The 16,946-nt window shown below is 35.6% G+C and carries 18 protein-coding genes; 9 read left to right on the top strand and 9 right to left on the bottom strand.

Going from position 1 to position 16,946, the window contains the following annotated elements; all coding sequences use genetic code 11:
* Positions 1-44: 44 nt before the first annotated feature.
* Positions 45-1,016, top strand: a complete 972-nt coding sequence (locus IV494_RS06985; RefSeq protein WP_196079413.1) for a chorismate-binding protein — start codon at positions 45-47, stop codon at positions 1,014-1,016.
* Between the two features lie 315 nt (positions 1,017-1,331).
* Here IV494_RS06985 and IV494_RS06980 read toward each other — a convergent pair whose 3' ends face one another.
* On the bottom strand, positions 1,332-1,709 hold the full coding sequence (locus IV494_RS06980) for a DUF1634 domain-containing protein (protein WP_196079412.1): 378 nt from the start codon (positions 1,707-1,709) through the stop codon (positions 1,332-1,334).
* Entirely contained in the window at positions 1,709-2,539 is an 831-nt protein-coding gene (locus tag IV494_RS06975) for a sulfite exporter TauE/SafE family protein (RefSeq protein WP_196079411.1), read from the bottom strand. Before IV494_RS06975 ends, IV494_RS06980 begins: the two co-directional genes overlap by 1 nt.
* A gap of 109 nt (positions 2,540-2,648) precedes the next feature.
* Here IV494_RS06975 and IV494_RS06970 point away from each other — a divergent pair, with 109 nt between their 5' ends.
* Both IV494_RS06970 and IV494_RS06965 read left to right on the top strand, forming a co-directional pair.
* Complete coding sequence (locus IV494_RS06970) at positions 2,649-3,200, top strand: DUF1543 domain-containing protein (RefSeq protein ID WP_196079410.1); 552 nt, start codon at positions 2,649-2,651, stop codon at positions 3,198-3,200.
* Positions 3,201-3,202: 2 nt separating this feature from the next.
* Positions 3,203-4,315 carry a 5-(carboxyamino)imidazole ribonucleotide synthase gene (locus tag IV494_RS06965; protein WP_196079409.1) on the top strand — a complete coding sequence of 371 codons (1,113 nt, stop codon included), beginning with the start codon at positions 3,203-3,205 and terminating at the stop codon, positions 4,313-4,315.
* A gap of 178 nt (positions 4,316-4,493) precedes the next feature.
* Here the strand turns inward: IV494_RS06965 and IV494_RS06960 are convergent, their stop codons facing one another.
* The gene (locus IV494_RS06960; protein WP_196079408.1) at positions 4,494-5,483 is read right to left on the bottom strand and encodes a YpdA family putative bacillithiol disulfide reductase; all 990 of its coding nucleotides are present in this window, start codon (positions 5,481-5,483) and stop codon (positions 4,494-4,496) included.
* Between the two features lie 131 nt (positions 5,484-5,614).
* Positions 5,615-6,514 carry a DMT family transporter gene (locus tag IV494_RS06955; protein WP_196079407.1) on the bottom strand — a complete coding sequence of 300 codons (900 nt, stop codon included), beginning with the start codon at positions 6,512-6,514 and terminating at the stop codon, positions 5,615-5,617.
* Positions 6,515-6,705: 191 nt separating this feature from the next.
* On the opposite strand from IV494_RS06955, the gene IV494_RS06950 reads away from it, so the two are divergent.
* The 3 genes from IV494_RS06950 to purE all read left to right on the top strand — a co-directional run bounded on the left by IV494_RS06950 (position 6,706) and on the right by purE (position 9,143).
* The gene (locus tag IV494_RS06950; protein ID WP_196079406.1) at positions 6,706-7,176 is read left to right on the top strand and encodes a CYTH domain-containing protein; all 471 of its coding nucleotides are present in this window, start codon (positions 6,706-6,708) and stop codon (positions 7,174-7,176) included.
* 142 nt (positions 7,177-7,318) lie between these two features.
* Positions 7,319-8,485, top strand: coding sequence for a BaiN/RdsA family NAD(P)/FAD-dependent oxidoreductase (locus tag IV494_RS06945; protein WP_230380007.1), 1,167 nt, complete (start codon positions 7,319-7,321; stop codon positions 8,483-8,485).
* A gap of 157 nt (positions 8,486-8,642) precedes the next feature.
* Positions 8,643-9,143 carry a 5-(carboxyamino)imidazole ribonucleotide mutase gene (gene purE, locus IV494_RS06940; protein ID WP_196079506.1) on the top strand — a complete coding sequence of 167 codons (501 nt, stop codon included), beginning with the start codon at positions 8,643-8,645 and terminating at the stop codon, positions 9,141-9,143.
* Between the two features lie 62 nt (positions 9,144-9,205).
* Here the strand turns inward: purE and IV494_RS06935 are convergent, their stop codons facing one another.
* The 3 genes from IV494_RS06935 to IV494_RS06925 all read right to left on the bottom strand — a co-directional run bounded on the left by IV494_RS06935 (position 9,206) and on the right by IV494_RS06925 (position 12,807).
* A complete protein-coding gene (locus IV494_RS06935) occupies positions 9,206-10,606 on the bottom strand; it encodes an L-type lectin family protein (protein WP_196079404.1) in 1,401 nt (466 codons plus the stop codon).
* 6 nt (positions 10,607-10,612) lie between these two features.
* Positions 10,613-11,239: a hypothetical protein gene (locus IV494_RS06930; protein WP_196079403.1), complete on the bottom strand. Its 627-nt coding sequence runs from the start codon at positions 11,237-11,239 to the stop codon at positions 10,613-10,615.
* Positions 11,240-11,604: 365 nt separating this feature from the next.
* The gene (locus IV494_RS06925; protein WP_196079402.1) at positions 11,605-12,807 is read right to left on the bottom strand and encodes an aminotransferase class I/II-fold pyridoxal phosphate-dependent enzyme; all 1,203 of its coding nucleotides are present in this window, start codon (positions 12,805-12,807) and stop codon (positions 11,605-11,607) included.
* Between the two features lie 158 nt (positions 12,808-12,965).
* On the opposite strand from IV494_RS06925, the gene IV494_RS06920 reads away from it, so the two are divergent.
* Positions 12,966-13,421 (top strand): Lrp/AsnC family transcriptional regulator, encoded by a 456-nt coding sequence (locus IV494_RS06920; protein ID WP_196079505.1) that lies wholly within the window; start codon positions 12,966-12,968, stop codon positions 13,419-13,421.
* A 73-nt stretch (positions 13,422-13,494) separates the two neighbouring features.
* Here IV494_RS06920 and IV494_RS06915 read toward each other — a convergent pair whose 3' ends face one another.
* Together IV494_RS06915 and IV494_RS06910 are read right to left on the bottom strand one after the other, a co-directional pair.
* The gene (locus IV494_RS06915) at positions 13,495-14,859 is read right to left on the bottom strand and encodes an alpha/beta hydrolase-fold protein (protein WP_196079401.1); all 1,365 of its coding nucleotides are present in this window, start codon (positions 14,857-14,859) and stop codon (positions 13,495-13,497) included.
* Positions 14,860-14,922: 63 nt separating this feature from the next.
* Positions 14,923-15,561, bottom strand: a complete 639-nt coding sequence (locus IV494_RS06910; RefSeq protein ID WP_196079504.1) for an alpha/beta hydrolase — start codon at positions 15,559-15,561, stop codon at positions 14,923-14,925.
* Between the two features lie 326 nt (positions 15,562-15,887).
* Between IV494_RS06910 and IV494_RS06905 the strand changes: the two genes are divergently transcribed.
* Together IV494_RS06905 and IV494_RS06900 are read left to right on the top strand one after the other, a co-directional pair.
* On the top strand, positions 15,888-16,445 hold the full coding sequence (locus IV494_RS06905) for a DUF4142 domain-containing protein (RefSeq protein WP_196079400.1): 558 nt from the start codon (positions 15,888-15,890) through the stop codon (positions 16,443-16,445).
* A gap of 2 nt (positions 16,446-16,447) precedes the next feature.
* The gene (locus IV494_RS06900) at positions 16,448-16,918 is read left to right on the top strand and encodes a plastocyanin/azurin family copper-binding protein (RefSeq protein ID WP_196079399.1); all 471 of its coding nucleotides are present in this window, start codon (positions 16,448-16,450) and stop codon (positions 16,916-16,918) included.
* Positions 16,919-16,946 lie beyond the last annotated feature (28 nt).

The following is a 16,946-nucleotide window of genomic DNA, read 5'->3' as shown; positions in this document are numbered from 1 at the left end:
TAGAATTACTGTGAATCTTTTTTTTGGAATATAAATAATTCGATATGCTCTATTTCAGATTTCCCTTTTCCGAAAAGATAAACACAACTGATGAAAATTCAGATAAAAATCCCGTGTCTTTTTTTTCTTTCGATCAATCTGAAATCATCAATTTTGAAGGAGATATCGAAGAAATAACTATCGAAGATTTTGCGAAGCAAGAAGTTAGTACCGATTTGTTGTCCTCCAATCTCATGGAATTTTGGGAGAAAAAGCAAACTGAATATGAGGAAAAACTGGTAGAAGTTATTGATTTCATAAAAAAAAATGACCTTTCAAAGCTGGTAATTTCCAGAAGAAAACTGGTCAATTACAAAGATTCAAAAATTAATTTATCCGAAACATTTTTGAATCTCTGCGAAGCTTATCCAAATGCTTTTGTTTATTTATTTATTAAAGACGGCAAATGTTGGATCGGCGCTTTTTCCGAAGTTTTGGGAAAATTCAATAAGAAAACTTCTCAGTTTGAAACCATGAGTTTGGCCGGAACAATACCTGTGAATGAAGATTGGACTTCCAAAGAAATTGAAGAGCAGCAACCGGTTACCGATTTTATTCACGATGTTTTAAAAGAATTTTCCGAAAAAATTGAGCAATCTGAAACCTGCGATCACATTTCCGGAAATATCAAACATTTACGCACCGATTTCAAAGCGCAAATTAAAGCTGAAGATTTAGAAAAGATCATTTCAGAATTGCATCCCACTCCTGCAGTTTGTGGAATTCCAACCGATTTTTGCAAAAATGCAATTCGACAGTTTGAAATGCATTCGCGAAATTTATATGCGGGTTACATTCGGGTTGAAACCGAAGATTACATTCAATATTTCGTCAATTTACGTTGTGCAGAATTTTTCAGAAATGCAGCCCTAATATATGTCGGGGGCGGAATAACTGCCGATAGTTCTGTCGAAAAAGAATGGAATGAAACCGAACTCAAAGCCGAAGCAATTCTCAAAAACATTGCATTCAAATAAGCAATTTTCAAGTTACAGATTTCTAAAACCTTATCCTTTTTCTAAATTTTTCTCACCATTAAATTTGTGATAAAGCAATTAAGACCATTAAGATTTCCCACGAAAAAGCCACGAAGTGGCGACATCAATAGCATAGGGTGAAGCCCTATGAACAATATGAATATTACAAAACAATATGAAATTTGAATAATATAAGAAAATCTCAAAAATTAAAATTTGGAAAATATAAAAAATTAAAATTTCGAAAGAAAATCCAGCCGCGAAATGGCGAATTCAAATTACCCTGATAAATTTTTGTCGAAAAAAACTGATTGTTTAGTGAGCAAAACCCATCAAGAAACTCACCAGCATGATTCCCAGAACAATTGCAGAAACGATGACATAGGTATAATCTTTCTCTTTAATATAACCAACCAGCGCGAATATAATTCTAACGAGTGGAGTCAGAATAAGCAATAAAATCCCAAGCTGAATAATCCCCATTCCTTCCAATCGACTTAAAGAAGCAAAAAAACTTTGCCAGATCGTACCTACAGGAACTTCTAGAGACGCGTAATCTTTTGGCATTTCAAATCCTTCAAAAAATAATTTGATGAAGCCAATAAATGAGGTGATCACTGAAAAAATGACTCCCAAACGCAGAAGATTTCCCACGGAACGGTTAAGATCTAAATCTGTGAAATGTCTTTTCATTATTTAAAATTATGGTTAAGACCGTTGTACATCATATAAATCGACAGAATAGAAACAACTACTGCAAAAACTACTTTTAATTTTTTAGTCTGTGAAACCATTAATGTTTTCGACCCGATAAAACTTCCTAAAACAACACCAATTAAAACCGGCGCTACGATGACAGGAATAATTTCGCCACGCTGAAAATAAATAAGCGAACTCGCTACTGCAGTTACACCGATCATAAAATTACTCGTCGTCGTAGAAACTTTAAAGGGAAGTTTCATCATATTATCCATGGCTAAAACTTTCAGTGCCCCTGAACCAATTCCGAGAAGTCCGGACATTACTCCTGCAAATGCCATCATAAAAAATCCAGGAATCGTATTTCTTGCAGAATATGCTTTTATGATGCCTTTATCAGGAAAAGTTCCGAAGAGTTGAAGCCGATGTTCCAAACTTCCTTCAATCAAGGGTTCTTGATGATCTGGTTTTTTCCTCAAATTGAGAATTACCGTAAGAATTAAAATACTCGCAAAAATAATTCCGATGGTATTCGCATTCAGCAAACCCGAGATTAAAGCACCAACAATAGCACCAGTTGTGGTGGCAATTTCTAAGAACATCCCAATTCTAACATTGGTAAAACCTTCTTTTACAAAAGCTGCTGCTGCACCGGATGATGTACCGATGACCGAAATTAATGAAGCGCCGATCGCGTAATGCATCGGAACACCAAAGCCAAGAGTAAGTAAAGGAATGATAACTACACCGCCGCCTAATCCAGTCAAGGATCCAAGTAATCCGGCGGAAACGGCTCCGAAGAACAGAATTAATATTTCCGACATTTCACAAATTTAAGAATTTTGAATAGTTTAAAGAAATTTTATGCATTAAAAATAAGGAGTAAACTGATATCTGGAATTTTTATAAATTGTATTTTTGTTTTTTTCAACTATGAAATTATTTTACGTCATTCTCGGAGCAACGCCGATCGGCAGAAATATCGAACAACACGATGTCTTCTTTGGCATTGCTGAAAATTTGAAGGATTTAATTCCGGATATGAAAAAATTCTGGCCGGAAGCGAAAGGAAAAATCCATATCGACGCTTACAAAGAAGTTCAGTTTGTTGATGGTTTTGAAGTGAAAATTGTGGAGAAAAATTCTGACATTCCAGAAGAACATCTTTTCTTTATAAATCTCGGCGGTTACAAGCAAGGACAATTTGAGGAACTTCATGAACAAATTTTAATGGTCGATCAGTCGATGGCGAAAATTATTCGAAGAGTCAAAAAAACCGAATTCTACAAAACCATGGGATTTCCGGAAGCAGTAAGTCATATCGATGATAAACACGGAGTTGATATTGATGACATTTATAAAGTAAATGATATTTTACCTTTAAAAATGAAAGAAAATTACTCCATCATTTTAGAAAAAGCAGAAAGTGAAAATCAGCAAAATTTCACCTTCATCGGATATTTAGCAATCAGTAAATTAAAGTAAATATGAAAATTGGAATTTTAGGAGGCGGACAATTGGGGCGAATGTTAATTCAGGAAGCTTTAAAATATGATGATGATTTTTACACACTCGACCCCAATGCAGATTGTTCCTGCGCAAACATTTCGTATTTCACTCAGGGAAATTTCAACAATAAACAGAATGTTATCGATTTTGGAAAAGACAAAGATGTCGTTTCTATCGAGATCGAACATGTGAGTGTTGCAGGTTTGGAAGCTCTAGAAAATCAAGGCGTAAAAGTAATTCCAAATTCAAAGATCATTAAAATTATTCAGCAGAAAATTTTGCAGAAGCAATTTTATGAGGAGTTTCAAATTCCAAGCCCAAATTTTCAGATCATTCTGTCGAGAGAAGAGGAAATTGTCATCGGTTTTCCTTTTGTTCAAAAATTGAATACGGGTGGTTACGATGGAAAAGGTGTTCAAGTTATTAAGGACGAAAGTGATTTAATTAATTTGTGGGATGAACCTTCAGTATTAGAAAATCTGGTTGATATTGATAAAGAATTATCTTTAATCATTGCTAAAAATGAGCGTGGTGAAATCAAAAGTTTTCCGGTCACAGAAATGGTTGCAGATCCAAAATTGAATTTGCTCGATTTTAATATTTCGCCAACTCAAATTTCTGAAGATATTCAAAATCAGATTGATGACATTGCGGAAAAATTCATGAAAGCTGCCAATTCTGAAGGTTTATTTGCCATCGAATTATTTCTGGATAAAAATGGAAAAGTTTGGGTCAATGAAACTGCGCCACGTTTGCATAATTCAGGACATCAATCGCAAGAAGGAAACGCAAATTCCCAGTTCGAACAATTTTACCGTGTTTTGAAAAATCTGCCGCTTGCCGACACTTCCTCATTTGGATTTTCCGGAATGCTGAATTTGGTCGGTGAAGAAAATTTCACCGGAAAAGTAATATATGAAGGTTTAGAAGAAGTTCTGAAATTACCGAATACTTACGTTCATCTTTACGGAAAAGGCGACACAAAACCCGGCAGAAAAATGGGACATATTAATGTATTATCCAGTTCTCGCGAAGAACTTTTGGAGCAATTGGTTGCGATCAAATCAATGGTAAAAGTTATATCTGAATAGAATACTTATCGATGACTTTAAATTTAAATATTAAGTTTTGATGAAGGAATTAAGATAAGTAAGATTTCCTTCGGAAATTGAATTCATCCAAACTAATGTGCTCTTTTCTAATCAGCAAAAACTTATGTGACTTATGTGTTAAGAGAATAATACATGTATTATCATCGGATTTAACAGTTTACTTAGTAATGTTTTGAGTCATGTTTTTTGAAGCAAGAATATTTTTAACAATAATATCTGCATGAATTCTGGAGGTTTCTATAAACCAAAGATGCGTGTCTTTTCCACCACAAACAACCCCTGCTAAATAGAGATTTGGAATATTCGTTTCCATTGTTTCAGGATCATAGAAAGGATTTAAATGTTCTCCCTGCAGATCGATTCCGGTGTTTCTCAAGAAATTAAAATCGGGAAGATAACCCGTCATTGCCAAAACAAAATCGTTTTCAATTTCGTGCGTTTCTCCTTTTTCATCTTTGAAAACGACGGAGTTTTCTTTAATTTCAACAAGTTCTGAATTAAAATGTGCCGCGATACTTCCTTCGGCAATTCGGTTTTCAATATCAGGTTTTACCCAATATTTTACACTTTTTGAAATTTCTGCGTGGCGAATGATCATCGTGACTTCTGCGCCTTTTCTATAAGTTTCTAAAGCCGCATCAACTGCAGAATTGCTGGAGCCAACAACTACAATTTTTTGTTGAGCGTAAGGATAAGGTTCAGTATAATAGTGTTTTACTTTATCTAAATGTTCGCCCGGAATATTCATCATATTCGGGATGTCGTAAAATCCGGTGGAAATAATTACATTTTTCGCGAGATACTTAGATTTTGAAGTTTCAATTTCAAAGATATCGTCGGTTTTGGTAACGTTCAGAACTTTTTCGTAAAGATTAAGGTGCAATTCTTTTTGTCGTGCAATTCCCTGATAATATTCTAAAGCATCTTGTCGCCCAGGTTTTGGAGCGGTTGTGATGAAAGGAATTTCAGCGATCTCGAGTTTTTCGGCGGTGGAAAAAAACCGCATATACAAAGGATAATTATAAAGGGAATTAACGATGGTTCCTTTTTCTATAATTAAATAAGTGAGGTTATTTTTTTGGGCTTCAAGAGCACAGTTAAGTCCGATTGGACCGGCTCCGATGATGAGAATATCTAAAATTTCCATGGAACAAAGGTACGATGTAAAAGGGAATTTGTAAAATGTAGTATGTCTTTTCTAGCCGAAATTTGGGAAATAAAAGAAGCGTGAGTCATTCGACAAGTTCAGAACAAATTAGGGACCTAAATAAAAATGGATCAGACTCTTTTAAACATTCCCGGTTTGTAATTCGTGATGAAAACGCCACAAATAATTAAAACAGTCGCCATGATAAAAGTGACTGAAATTGGTTCGTCCAGAATCAGCCAACCCAGGAAAATCGCGATAATGGTGTTCACATAAGAAAGGATGGAAATCTGCGTCGGCGTAATTTTTTTCAGCGCAAAATGAAAGGCGAAAAACGCGATAACAGACCCAAAAATTGCGAGATAAACCGTTGCGAACATGCTTTTGAAACTCCACATTGCAAAGTTGATCTGATCAGAAAAAAGAAAGCCGAAAATGATCTGAACGATCCCGGCGAAACTGAATTGATAAAAGAGATTGAGGGAAATGTTCTGAGTGTGCTGATGATTTTTTTTACTGAAAATTGTTCCGAAAGCCCAACCGAAAATTGCGATGAACATAAAAATGATTCCCATTCGGTATTCTACGTTGAGGAGATCTTCTAAGCCATCTTTAAAAATCAATAAAATTCCGGAAAATCCAATTAAAACTCCAACTAATCCGCGAATGCTGAATTTTTGCATACTGAATAGAATACTCAAAAGAAAAACGAGCAACGGAGATGTTGAACTGATCAAAGATGCCAAACTGCTCGTTAAATGTTTTTCGGCAACGGTTGTCATTCCGTTTGCAACGACCAGCATCAGAGAGGCGAGAATGATCTGATTTGTGAAGTTTTTCCAACCGATCCATTTTAATTTTTTGGAAAATAGAAGAACGACCAATAAAATAATTCCGGCTAAAAACTGACGAATTCCGGCGACAAACCAAGGCGGAATTGTTTCAACTGCAACGCGAATTCCCAGGAAAGTGGTGCCCCAAACTAAAGCAACGGTGATGATGGCGAGAACTAATTTGGGATCCTTGAACATAAAAGATTGACGTAATTTGAGATAATTTCAGGTGAAAACTGCTGATTTTTAGAATGGGGCAAAGGTAGATTTTATGAATGCAATGACCAATTAAGATCGCGGAAATATTTTAGAGGAATTCTTTGATTTAAAAATGGATATTCTTCAATTATGTATAATTTTGCTACGACGAAACACAGTAAAAAATTAAAATGGGAGTAGAGATAGAAAGAAAATTTTTAGTCGATCACGACAAATGGGAAAACTTCGAAAAACCTGCGGGAGATTTTTACAGACAGGGTTATTTGTTGACTGAGCCTCATAAAACAATTCGGGTGCGACAAACTTCTGATAAAGGATTTTTAACCATAAAAGGAATTTCTGTTGGCGCAACCAGAGCAGAATACGAATATGAAATTCCGTGCGTGGAAGCCAAAGAATTGCTGGATCAGTTTGCGGTTTCTGAACTTTCAAAAGTCAGGTATAAAATTCCTGTTGAAAACCATATTTGGGAAGTTGACGTGTTTTCAGGACAAAATGAAGGATTGATCGTGGCCGAAATTGAATTGGGAAGTGAAGACGAAAAATTCAATATTCCGGATTGGATTGGGCAGGAAGTAACTGGAGAAGACAAATATTACAATTCAAATCTGACGCTTTTACCTTTTAAAAATTGGAAATGATGAGTCACGAATTCAGGAATAGGTCAAAATATATTTGTAGATGAAAATTCGTGCATTTGTGATAATTAATATTTTCCTGGTTTAGTGCGTAGTTTCAAGATTCTATCTGAACCGAAAAAGTAAATGCGTACTTTTGCAGCCTATGCAGGAAGATCAAATTATCATTATTGGCTCAGGTCCGGCTGGATTAATGGCGGCTCAACAATTGGCTTTGAAAGGTTTTGAAGTTCACGTTTATGAGCAGAATAAAGCGGCCGCGCGAAAATTTTTAGTCGCAGGAAATGGCGGATTTAATTTGACTCACAATGAAGAATTAGCGTCTTTTGTCCAAAAATATGAAGCGGAAGAAATTCAGGGAATAGTAAGAGGTTATGATAATCAAAAAGTGATTCAATGGCTTTCAGATCTGGGAATTACAACTTATGTCGGAAGTTCGGGTAAAATATTTCCGACGAAAAATTTCAAACCGATTCATGTTTTAAAAGCTTGGTTGGAGGAGTTAGAAAAGCTTGGAGTAACCATTCATTACGATCATACATTTCTTGATTTTGATGCTGCGGAAGTTTATCTAAAAAGTAATGATCAGAATTTTTCTATTAAATATTCAAAATTAATTTTGGCGATGGGCGGTGGTTCCTGGAAAAAAACAGGTTCTGATGCAAAGTGGGTAGAAACTTTATCACAGAAAAATATTGAAATAACACCTTTAGAATCAGCTAATTCAGGTTATAATACTGATGGTAAATTTCATCAATTGCAAGGTCAATATTTAAAAAATATTAAAGTTTCTTTTGAGGAAAATTCAAAAATCGGCGAAATTGTTTTCACCAAATATGGTATCGAAGGAAGTCCGATTTATTACATGAACCGTTTTACCAGAAAGCATGATTTTCCTGTGATGATAAATATTGATTTAAAACCAAACCTATCCGAAGCTGAAATTTTGGAGCAATTAAAAGGGACAGAGAAAATAAGTTCAATATTAAAACGGAATTTAAAATTATCAACAACTGCCATTAATCTGATAAAAACGCTCGATAAGGAAAGTTATCTGGATATTGAAAATTTAGCAAAAACCATCAAGAAATTTCCGATTGAAGTTTTAAGTTTCCGCCCGATGGATGAGGTAATTTCTACGTCGGGCGGTGTTGCTTTTTCTGAACTTAATTCGAATTTGGAATTGAAAAAATTCCCAAATGTTTATTGCGCCGGAGAAATGATTGATTGGGAAGCTCCAACTGGCGGTTATCTTTTGCAAGCTTGTTTCAGCACAGGATTTTGGGTTGCGAATGCAATTGCGAATTCTTAGTTGCTTTAACCACAAAAGTCAGAAAAGTTTTATTTTTCTTTCAGATTTCTAAAAGATCAAAAAAGTGAATTACAGTTTTCTTTCTGAAGGAAATGACGGTTTATCTTTTAAAACATCGAAATTTTCTTAACTTTAAACCTTAAAATTTACATTAATGATGGTCGGAATAATAATGGGAAGTCAGAGCGATCTGGTAATTATGGAACAGGCAGCGGATTTTCTGAAATCGTTGGAAATCTCGTACGAACTAACAGTGGTGTCCGCACACCGAACTCCGGAACGAATGTTCGATTATGCAAAATCTGCGAAATCACGGGGATTGAAAGTGATTATTGCAGGAGCAGGTGGTGCAGCACATCTTCCCGGAATGGTGGCAAGTTGTACGACTTTACCCGTAATCGGCGTTCCTATTTTGTCCTCTAATTCTATTGATGGTTGGGATTCTGTTCTATCGATTTTACAAATGCCGTCCGGAATACCTGTGGCGACGGTTGCTTTAAATGGTGCCATGAATGCCGGGATTTTAGCCGCAAAAATTATTGGGAGTTCTGATGAAAAAGTTTCGAAAAAATTAGAAACTTATCAAAATTCTTTAAAGGATAAAGTTTTGGGAACGGTGAAAGAAATTCAGAAGCATCATCCGAATTCATTTGATTAAAAAATATATTAAAAAAAAACCGCACTTTAAATGGTGCGGTTTTTTATTGAAACATTTTTGTCTTATTTATTGTACGATGGCATCGACGGATTCGTCAAAATACTACATTTTCTTACGTTAACAACGGTCGTTGCTGAATTGTTTGTTAAATCAGTATCTGTAATTTCGGTAGAGTTTACCGTAGAAACACTTTTAAAATTCTGATTTGTTGGCAGACTTCTTTTAAAATAATTTCCTGTAATGGTTACGATCCCAGCAGTGTTTGGTGCTAAACCAACTTTTCCGCTTATGCTATTCGTAGGGAAAGTGGATGTTGGTAAATTTGAGCTTGTAAAACCACTTGTGGACAAACTGGAAATTTTAAATTTAGAAATATCTAAAAGATTTCCGGCCGCATCCTGGATTTGATTCGTAAAATCAATGTTGTTTAAAGTTGCTGCGGTATCATTCGTAACCTCAATTTTAAAAGTCACTGGATTTGTACCAGTATCATTACAGAGCAAAGCCGTATCTGATCGACTGTCTACGCGAATATTTCCGGGAGTAGTCAATAAAATATTTCGGATTTCGTGAAAATTATATCCACCTCCGGTTGAAGCAGCAAAACCGATACGAAGGTCTGCAGGCAAAGGATAAGCCGTTCCATTCATGGTATAAGAAAGAACGGTGTTAAAAACGAGGTCGCCTTGTTTTTTCCATTTTACGGTAATGAGATAATCTGCTCCAACTTTTGTTAAATAAATTTGAACTCTTCTGTAAAATTGAGTTTCCGTCGGTCTTGTTGCGGTTAAGGTGTTGTAATCAATTTCGTCTCTAGTACGGATTGCAGCCGCACCACCAGTTTGATCACCTAAAGCTTTGTGTGTTAAGTAAATATTCGATGCGGTATAAGTTGGAGAAGTAGGACCTCTTAATACAATTGCGTTGGGGACCACTGTTGTTGGCGCTCCACTTGGACCACCATTTCTGCCTTCAGTTGCTGTTGCAAAATTTCCGTATTCATCGAAACCTAAACCAATGTATCCTCCTGATAAACCTGTTTTTCCTGCTGGATTGCTGTAAGTTGCGTAACCTAAAGAACCTCCATATCCTCCTAAACTGAAATTGGCTTCTGTTACCGCACCATCAAAAAGAAAGACCGCAAATCCATCAGCTCCAGAATATCCGTCATTAGTAAATCTCCAGGTTGTATATTCAAAATCTGCAATAACTCCCAACGCGGTTGGAAATGTTTGCTTAACATATAGATAGCCTTTTTGATTTGCTGTTGCAGAAGTCAATCTTAACCAGCCACTTCCATTTGGATCGACTCCATTTGCAGCGGTTAAAAAAGCCACATCACCGATTTTCAAACCAGTTGCGTCATTCGTTTTCAGCGTATTGGTAATGGTAAATTGCGCCATTACTAAATTGCTACTGAACAATAGGATTGCGCAAAAAGCTATTAAAATTTTTCTCGTCATCTTCAATTATTTTACAACAAATACAATATTCATAAAACTTGCATCTGAAGCATTCCCGATCACATTATAAGACATCAAACCGTTTGCATCGATAGTGATCGTGTTCATTAATGAAGTATCGTAGTAGGTCACATAATATTCTAACTGAGTTTTTGGCAATGTCGGGATACTTCCTGTCGATCCTGCACTTTTTACGGGAGGTGAATTAAACTGCGCAAAATAAATCGCATACAAATCCAGTGTTTTCGGACCTAAAGTTGCGGTATTCACGAGGATTGAAGGCATATAGAAAAATTTGGGGAAATTATTATCTTTAATAAGTCCTACCCATTTGCTGATGCTGTTGTCATAATAATAAAAACCGGGTGATTTAATATTCGATGTTTTTGTCGAAGTTGTCGCAGGAACAGCAGTGACATAAACCAATGTCGCGTTTTGATTCGCGAGATACAGACCATCTTTTGCTTTCAGATCATCACCACTTATTCTTGTAACAAGCACGCCATCGGCAACAGTTGATACTGAAGATTTTGAGACATCAAATGTCGTTGATGGATTTGTAGTGTTAACACCAACTTGCGCATTTACGAACAAGCATAAATTAATTCCGATAAGATAAAGTAACTTTTTCATTGCTAATAACCAATATTTATATTTAATCTTCAAAAATACATTTTAATCTTTTACGTATTATGTTAAATAACAGTTATACAAAATATTTATTGTCATTAACAATGTGACGCATAGCAAAAGACGGGCTTAGATTTCAAGTCTTGTTTTTGATCGAAATTTATTGTAAAAAGGTTAAAAATTTTTTGGATTAATTTTTTAGAAATATATCTTCTGATTTTAATTAATGGCGTCTATTAAATCAGATCGTATTATTTAAATAAGTATCTTAAAATAATGCTTTTCAATTACTCATTAACTTAAACAAAAAGTCACAATAATGATGAGAATCTCATATTATTGTGACTTATAATGATTGCTCAAAAAAATTATAAAACTCCAACCTGCTCCATGCACCATTTCATTTTTGAATAAGTCCTTTTAATGTCATGATCTAAACCAACTGACATCCTGATCAAACCTTGCGAAAGTCCCATTTCTTTTTGTTCAGCTTCCGGTATTTCTGAAGAAGTTGAACTTCCGGAACAGGAGAATAATGTTTTATAGAAACCAAGACTTACCGCCAGATAACCTAAGTTTTCTTTCTGCATTAATTCCATTAACTCATTTGCTTTTTCCATGGTTTGTACGTCAAGTGTTAATAAACCACCAAAACCGTATTCTTGATTCATCATGCTTTTGAAAAGTTCATGTTGTTTGTGACTTTGCAATCCGGGATATTTTACGTTCAATCCATCTTTTTCAAATTGTTCTGCCAAATATTGTGCGTTTTCGCTGTGTTTCTTCATTCTGATATGAAGCGTTCTTAGATTTTTCAAAATACTTGCCGCACGGAAACTGTCTAAAGTCGGTCCGAGCAACATACATGCGCCGGAATTTACATCTTTCAGATCATTGATAAATTGAGAGGACGCGCAAACAACTCCGGCAACGGCGTCACTGCTTCCATTGATAAATTTGGTTAAACTGTGAATCGTAATATCGGTTCCAAGCATTTGCGGTGAAATCGAAAGTGGCGAAAAAGTATTGTCGACGATCAGTTTCAGATCGTATTTTTTTGCCAGTTTTGAAAGCTCGCGAAGGTCGGCAATTTCCAAAAGTGGATTACTTACGGTTTCGCAAAACAGAACTTTCGTGTTTTCAGTAATTGCATTTTCAACTGCTGATAGATCGGTGATGTCAACAAATGAAGTTTTAATATTAAAACCGGGCAGAAAATTTTTCATAAAAGCGTACGTTCCGCCATAAATTGTACGGCTTGAAATAATATGATCACCACCTTTGCAGAGTTGAAGCAGGGTAGAAGTGATCGCACCCATTCCGGAAGCGGTTACGTTTGCACTTTCTGTTCCTTCCATTTGCGCCAAAGCCTCGCTCAAATAAAGGTTGCTAGGCGTTGAGTGTCGGGAATACAGATAGCAACCTTCAGTGTTTCCTTCAAAAGTATCAAACATTGTTTTTGCAGAAAGAAACGTGTAGGTTGAACTGTCTGAAATTGAGGGATTTACTCCACCAAATTCCCCAAAATATTGCAGATCCTGAATGTTATTTGCAGCATTAAATTGTTCCATGAGTTTTGTTTTATATTTTGATAAATATCTTTTATTTCAAACTTAAAAACAATATATTTGAAAGTATTCAGAAAATAAATCTAAAGAATTTGATATTAGTAGATTTAAAATTTATATTTGAAAATTAAACTTTGGCAAAACCGAAAATAAATCTACTCATGCTTGATCCAAAAGATAAAAAACTCCTCATTTTACTTCAAAACGATGCGAAGAAAACTACGAAAGAACTCGCTTCAGAGCTCGATCTGTCGGTTACTGCAGTTTTTGAAAGAATTAAAAAATTAGAGAAACAGGAAATCATCAAAAGTTATGTTGCGCTCTTAAATCCGGAAAAAATCCAAAAAAATTTCATCGTTTTATGTCAGGTGAAGCTCGTGCAGCACAGAAAAGAGTACATCTCTCAATTTGAAAAAGAAATTACACAGTTTCCCGAAGTTTTAGAGTGTTTTCATGTTTCCGGCGATTCCGATTATATTCTGAAGATCTGTGTGCGGGACATTCAGGAATACCGCGAATTCATGGTGAGTAAATTGACCAATCTGCAACATATTTCGAGTACGCAAAGTTCTTTTATGATCAAAGAAGTTAAGAATTCTACCGTTATTGAACCTTAGAATTTAAAATTTTCCATAAAAAAAACGAAGCTAAAAATAACTTCGTTTTACATTTTGTCTGAAAGTTCTCGATTTATTTAACTAGAAATCTTACGGATTCAGCTTCTACTTGAAGGATGTAATTCCCTTTTGGCAAAGCGTTTTTTAAGTCGTTTGAACCATTTTTAAGCTGAATTTTTTCTACCATTCTGCCGGACATCTCATAAATTTTCGCTTCAGAATTTTTACTTAATCCTTTGATGAAGATTTGATTTTTTCCGAACACGGCTTCTATTTTTTTTTTAGAAAAATCTTTCGTAGCCAGCGGTGTTGTTTGAAAAAGCCATTTGTAAACAGCACTGAATTCACCTTTCCAGTAATTTTCGTTATGTTGACCGTAAGAATCTATTTTAACTAAAGTGTTGGCTGCAGTTAATCCTTTTGTCTGTAAATTATTTTTTACGGTTTGTATTTCATTCACGATCGTTGAACTTTCTCCCGATCCTGCCACAAAATAAATTCGCATTCCCGATAAATCGGCCGTAGAATTCGTGATGTAATTATTAAACTGAGTATTTACGATCCAGTAAGCTGGGCTGAAAGATCCGATTTTGGAGAAAGTCTGGCTGTATTTTACACCACCATAATTTGAAATTAAAGCGCCCAAAGAACTTCCGATCAAAGCGTTGAATTCTTTCGCAGGTTTTGTGCGGTAATTGGCATCTACATAAGGTTTCAAAGTTTCTGCAACGAACTGCATGTATTGATCTCCTTCACCACCGCCATATTGCGGATTATTCCAGGGCGTATATTCATCAATTCTGTTTGCACCTCCGTTATCAATTCCAATGACGATCGCACCATAATCACCTTGCGCAAAAAGGGTGTTCAAAGTTTCGTCAACTTGCCACTCTCCTGAAAAAGAAGTAACATTATCGAACAAATTTTGACCGTCTTCCATGTAAAGTACCGGATAAGTTTTGGTACTCGTTTCATAATCCGGTGGTAAATAGATCCAGATTTTTCGGGTGCGGTTCAATTGAGGAATTGCGAAATTATTGCTCAAAATATGAACATTTGAAGCAGCTGTACTAGGATTTCCAGCGCCGCCTAAATCTTTCCAGGATTGAATTGTTAAATTCAATGTTTGCGCACTTCCGGTGAAATTCGCAGATCGGTTCGGAATGTCATTTCCGGTCGCGTTTCCTTCTACTGAAGACCAGGCGCCGCGAGTAAATTTGTATTCTAAAACGCCGGTTCCTTCTGGAACAGTGTAAATATAATTTCCATTTCCGTCCGATACCATCGGTGTTAAAGAGGGATTCCAGTTATTAAATGTTCCTGCGACATAAATGGTAGATCCTGATGGCGTATTTGCAGGTATTGCCGTAATTTTTAACGTGATCTGCGCTGTGATTTGTACGGTTATCAGTACTAATAAAAGGAGAAATTTTTTCATTGTCTGTAATTTGCTTTTTATTTTATCTATAAAATTCTTGCTTGTCTGTCAAAAATTGAACTTTTATTTCTGAAAAAATTCCATCAGATCCATATAATTTTTTTGGTTCACGCCATGTCCGCTCATGTATTCCCGGAAACTGAAATAACAACTCAGATCATACAATAATTCTGCACCTTTTTTTCCCCAATCCAAAGGAATCACAGCGTCGTCGATCCCGTGGGAAATAAAGAAGCGCATCCGCTCCAATTTTTTTTTGTCTTTAATAATATTTTCTAAAAGTTTTTCCTCCGGATAACAACTCATGCAGGCAACTTTCGAAAAAAGGTCCGGATGATGAAGCGCTAAAGCATAGGTCAAAATTCCACCCTGGGAAAAACCGGCGAGGTGCGTTTCATTATCGGTCAATCCATACCGGTTAGAAATTGTCATGATACTTTCCAGAATTCCGTCGAGTGATTTTTTAGCCTGTGGAATATCGATGCGGTTTTCTTCATTCATCAAGTCGATGTCGTACCAGGAAAAACCTTCGTAAGCAGTATCGAGCGGTCCTCTGAAACTTACGATCAACCAGTCTTTGGGCAACGTAGGGACAAAACTAAATAAATCTTCTTCATTGCTTCCGTAACCATGAAGCAGAACGAGAAGTGGTGTTTTTGAACTGATATTTTCGGGTTCCCGAATGAGATATTTTAAATCCATAAGGCAAAGATAATGTTTTACGGTATAAAATTTTAGAAGAAAATCTAAAACTGTTGCAACTGACAAATGAAAATATTTGACCTTTAAAATAAGAAGAATTACAGTCGATATTTAGGGTTTGGAAATATTTCCTTTAATATTAAACTCTATGTTTTTGTACTTTTTATAGATCATTGTAAATCTTTTGTAACCTTTTTTAGTTTCGTGTACTCTATAGATATGAAGGGATTTCGGTGACGCGATGATGATGTTGAAATTAGAAAATAATTTTTGAATGTCAAATCAAATTTCCTTTAAATTAAATATTAACCTAAAAAATAAACAAAATGAAAACGCTAAAAAACGTAGTTTTATCCGGAGCAGTTTTTATGACTGCACTATTATCCTTCTCTGCAGTTTCTGCACAAGAGCAAAAAACGCCTCAACTTACCGATCCTGAAATTGCATCTGTTGCAGTAACCGCAAACCAAGTTGATGTAGAATATGCAGCGATTGCCTTGAAAAAATCACATAACAAAGCGGTAAAAAACTTTGCAATGACGATGAAAACTGATCACAGCGCAGTCATAAAAATGGCTGTAGATCTGGTTACCAAATTAAAAGTAACTCCAAAAACCAATTCGGTTTCAAAATCAATTTTAGCTGGAGCAGTTAAAGAAAAATCAATTTTGAATTCTAAAAAAGGGAAAGCGTTTGACAAAGCTTACGTCGATAACGAAGTTGCTTACCATGAATTTGCAGTGAACGCGGTAGAAAACATGTTAATTCCACAGTCTCAAAATGCAGAATTGAAAGCATTATTGCAAAAAGCCTTGCCCATCTTTAAAACGCACCTTGAACACGCAAAAATGATTCAAAAAGACATGAAATCACACAAAATGTAATCATGTTAAAATATGTTCATAAAATAAAATTTACAGCACTTGCAGTCGGTTTACTTATTGTGAGTGCCTGTAATTTGGGGTCGAAAGATTCGATTCCGCCAACAAATGATAACTCTGCCTTGAAAACAGATAATACTCCTACAAAAACCGATGCTACAGAGAGTTTACCAAAAATTGATTCAGCATTAAATTCGAAAACCAGTTCAACTGAAAGCGCTGATTCAAAAGCAGAAGATCATCTTGTAACGATAGAAAATATGAAGTTTAATCCGGCGAGTATTACGGTGAAAAAAGGTGAAAAAGTAACCTTCGTCAACAAAGATATTGTTGCACACAACGCTACGGAAATCAATAAGTTGTGGGCATCTCCACTTTTGCAGAATGGACAATCCTGGACTTTCACTCCCGACAAAACTTCAGATTATTATTGTTCGGTGCATCTTGTGATGAAAGGAAAAATCATTGTGAATTAATACTCATCATATGTTTCAATACATACCA

Source organism: Kaistella gelatinilytica (genome assembly GCF_015679325.1).
In the GTDB taxonomy this organism is placed as follows: domain Bacteria; phylum Bacteroidota; class Bacteroidia; order Flavobacteriales; family Weeksellaceae; genus Kaistella; species Kaistella gelatinilytica.
Note: the sequence above shows the minus strand (reverse complement) of the source record. Positions and strands in the feature narration are given on the sequence as shown.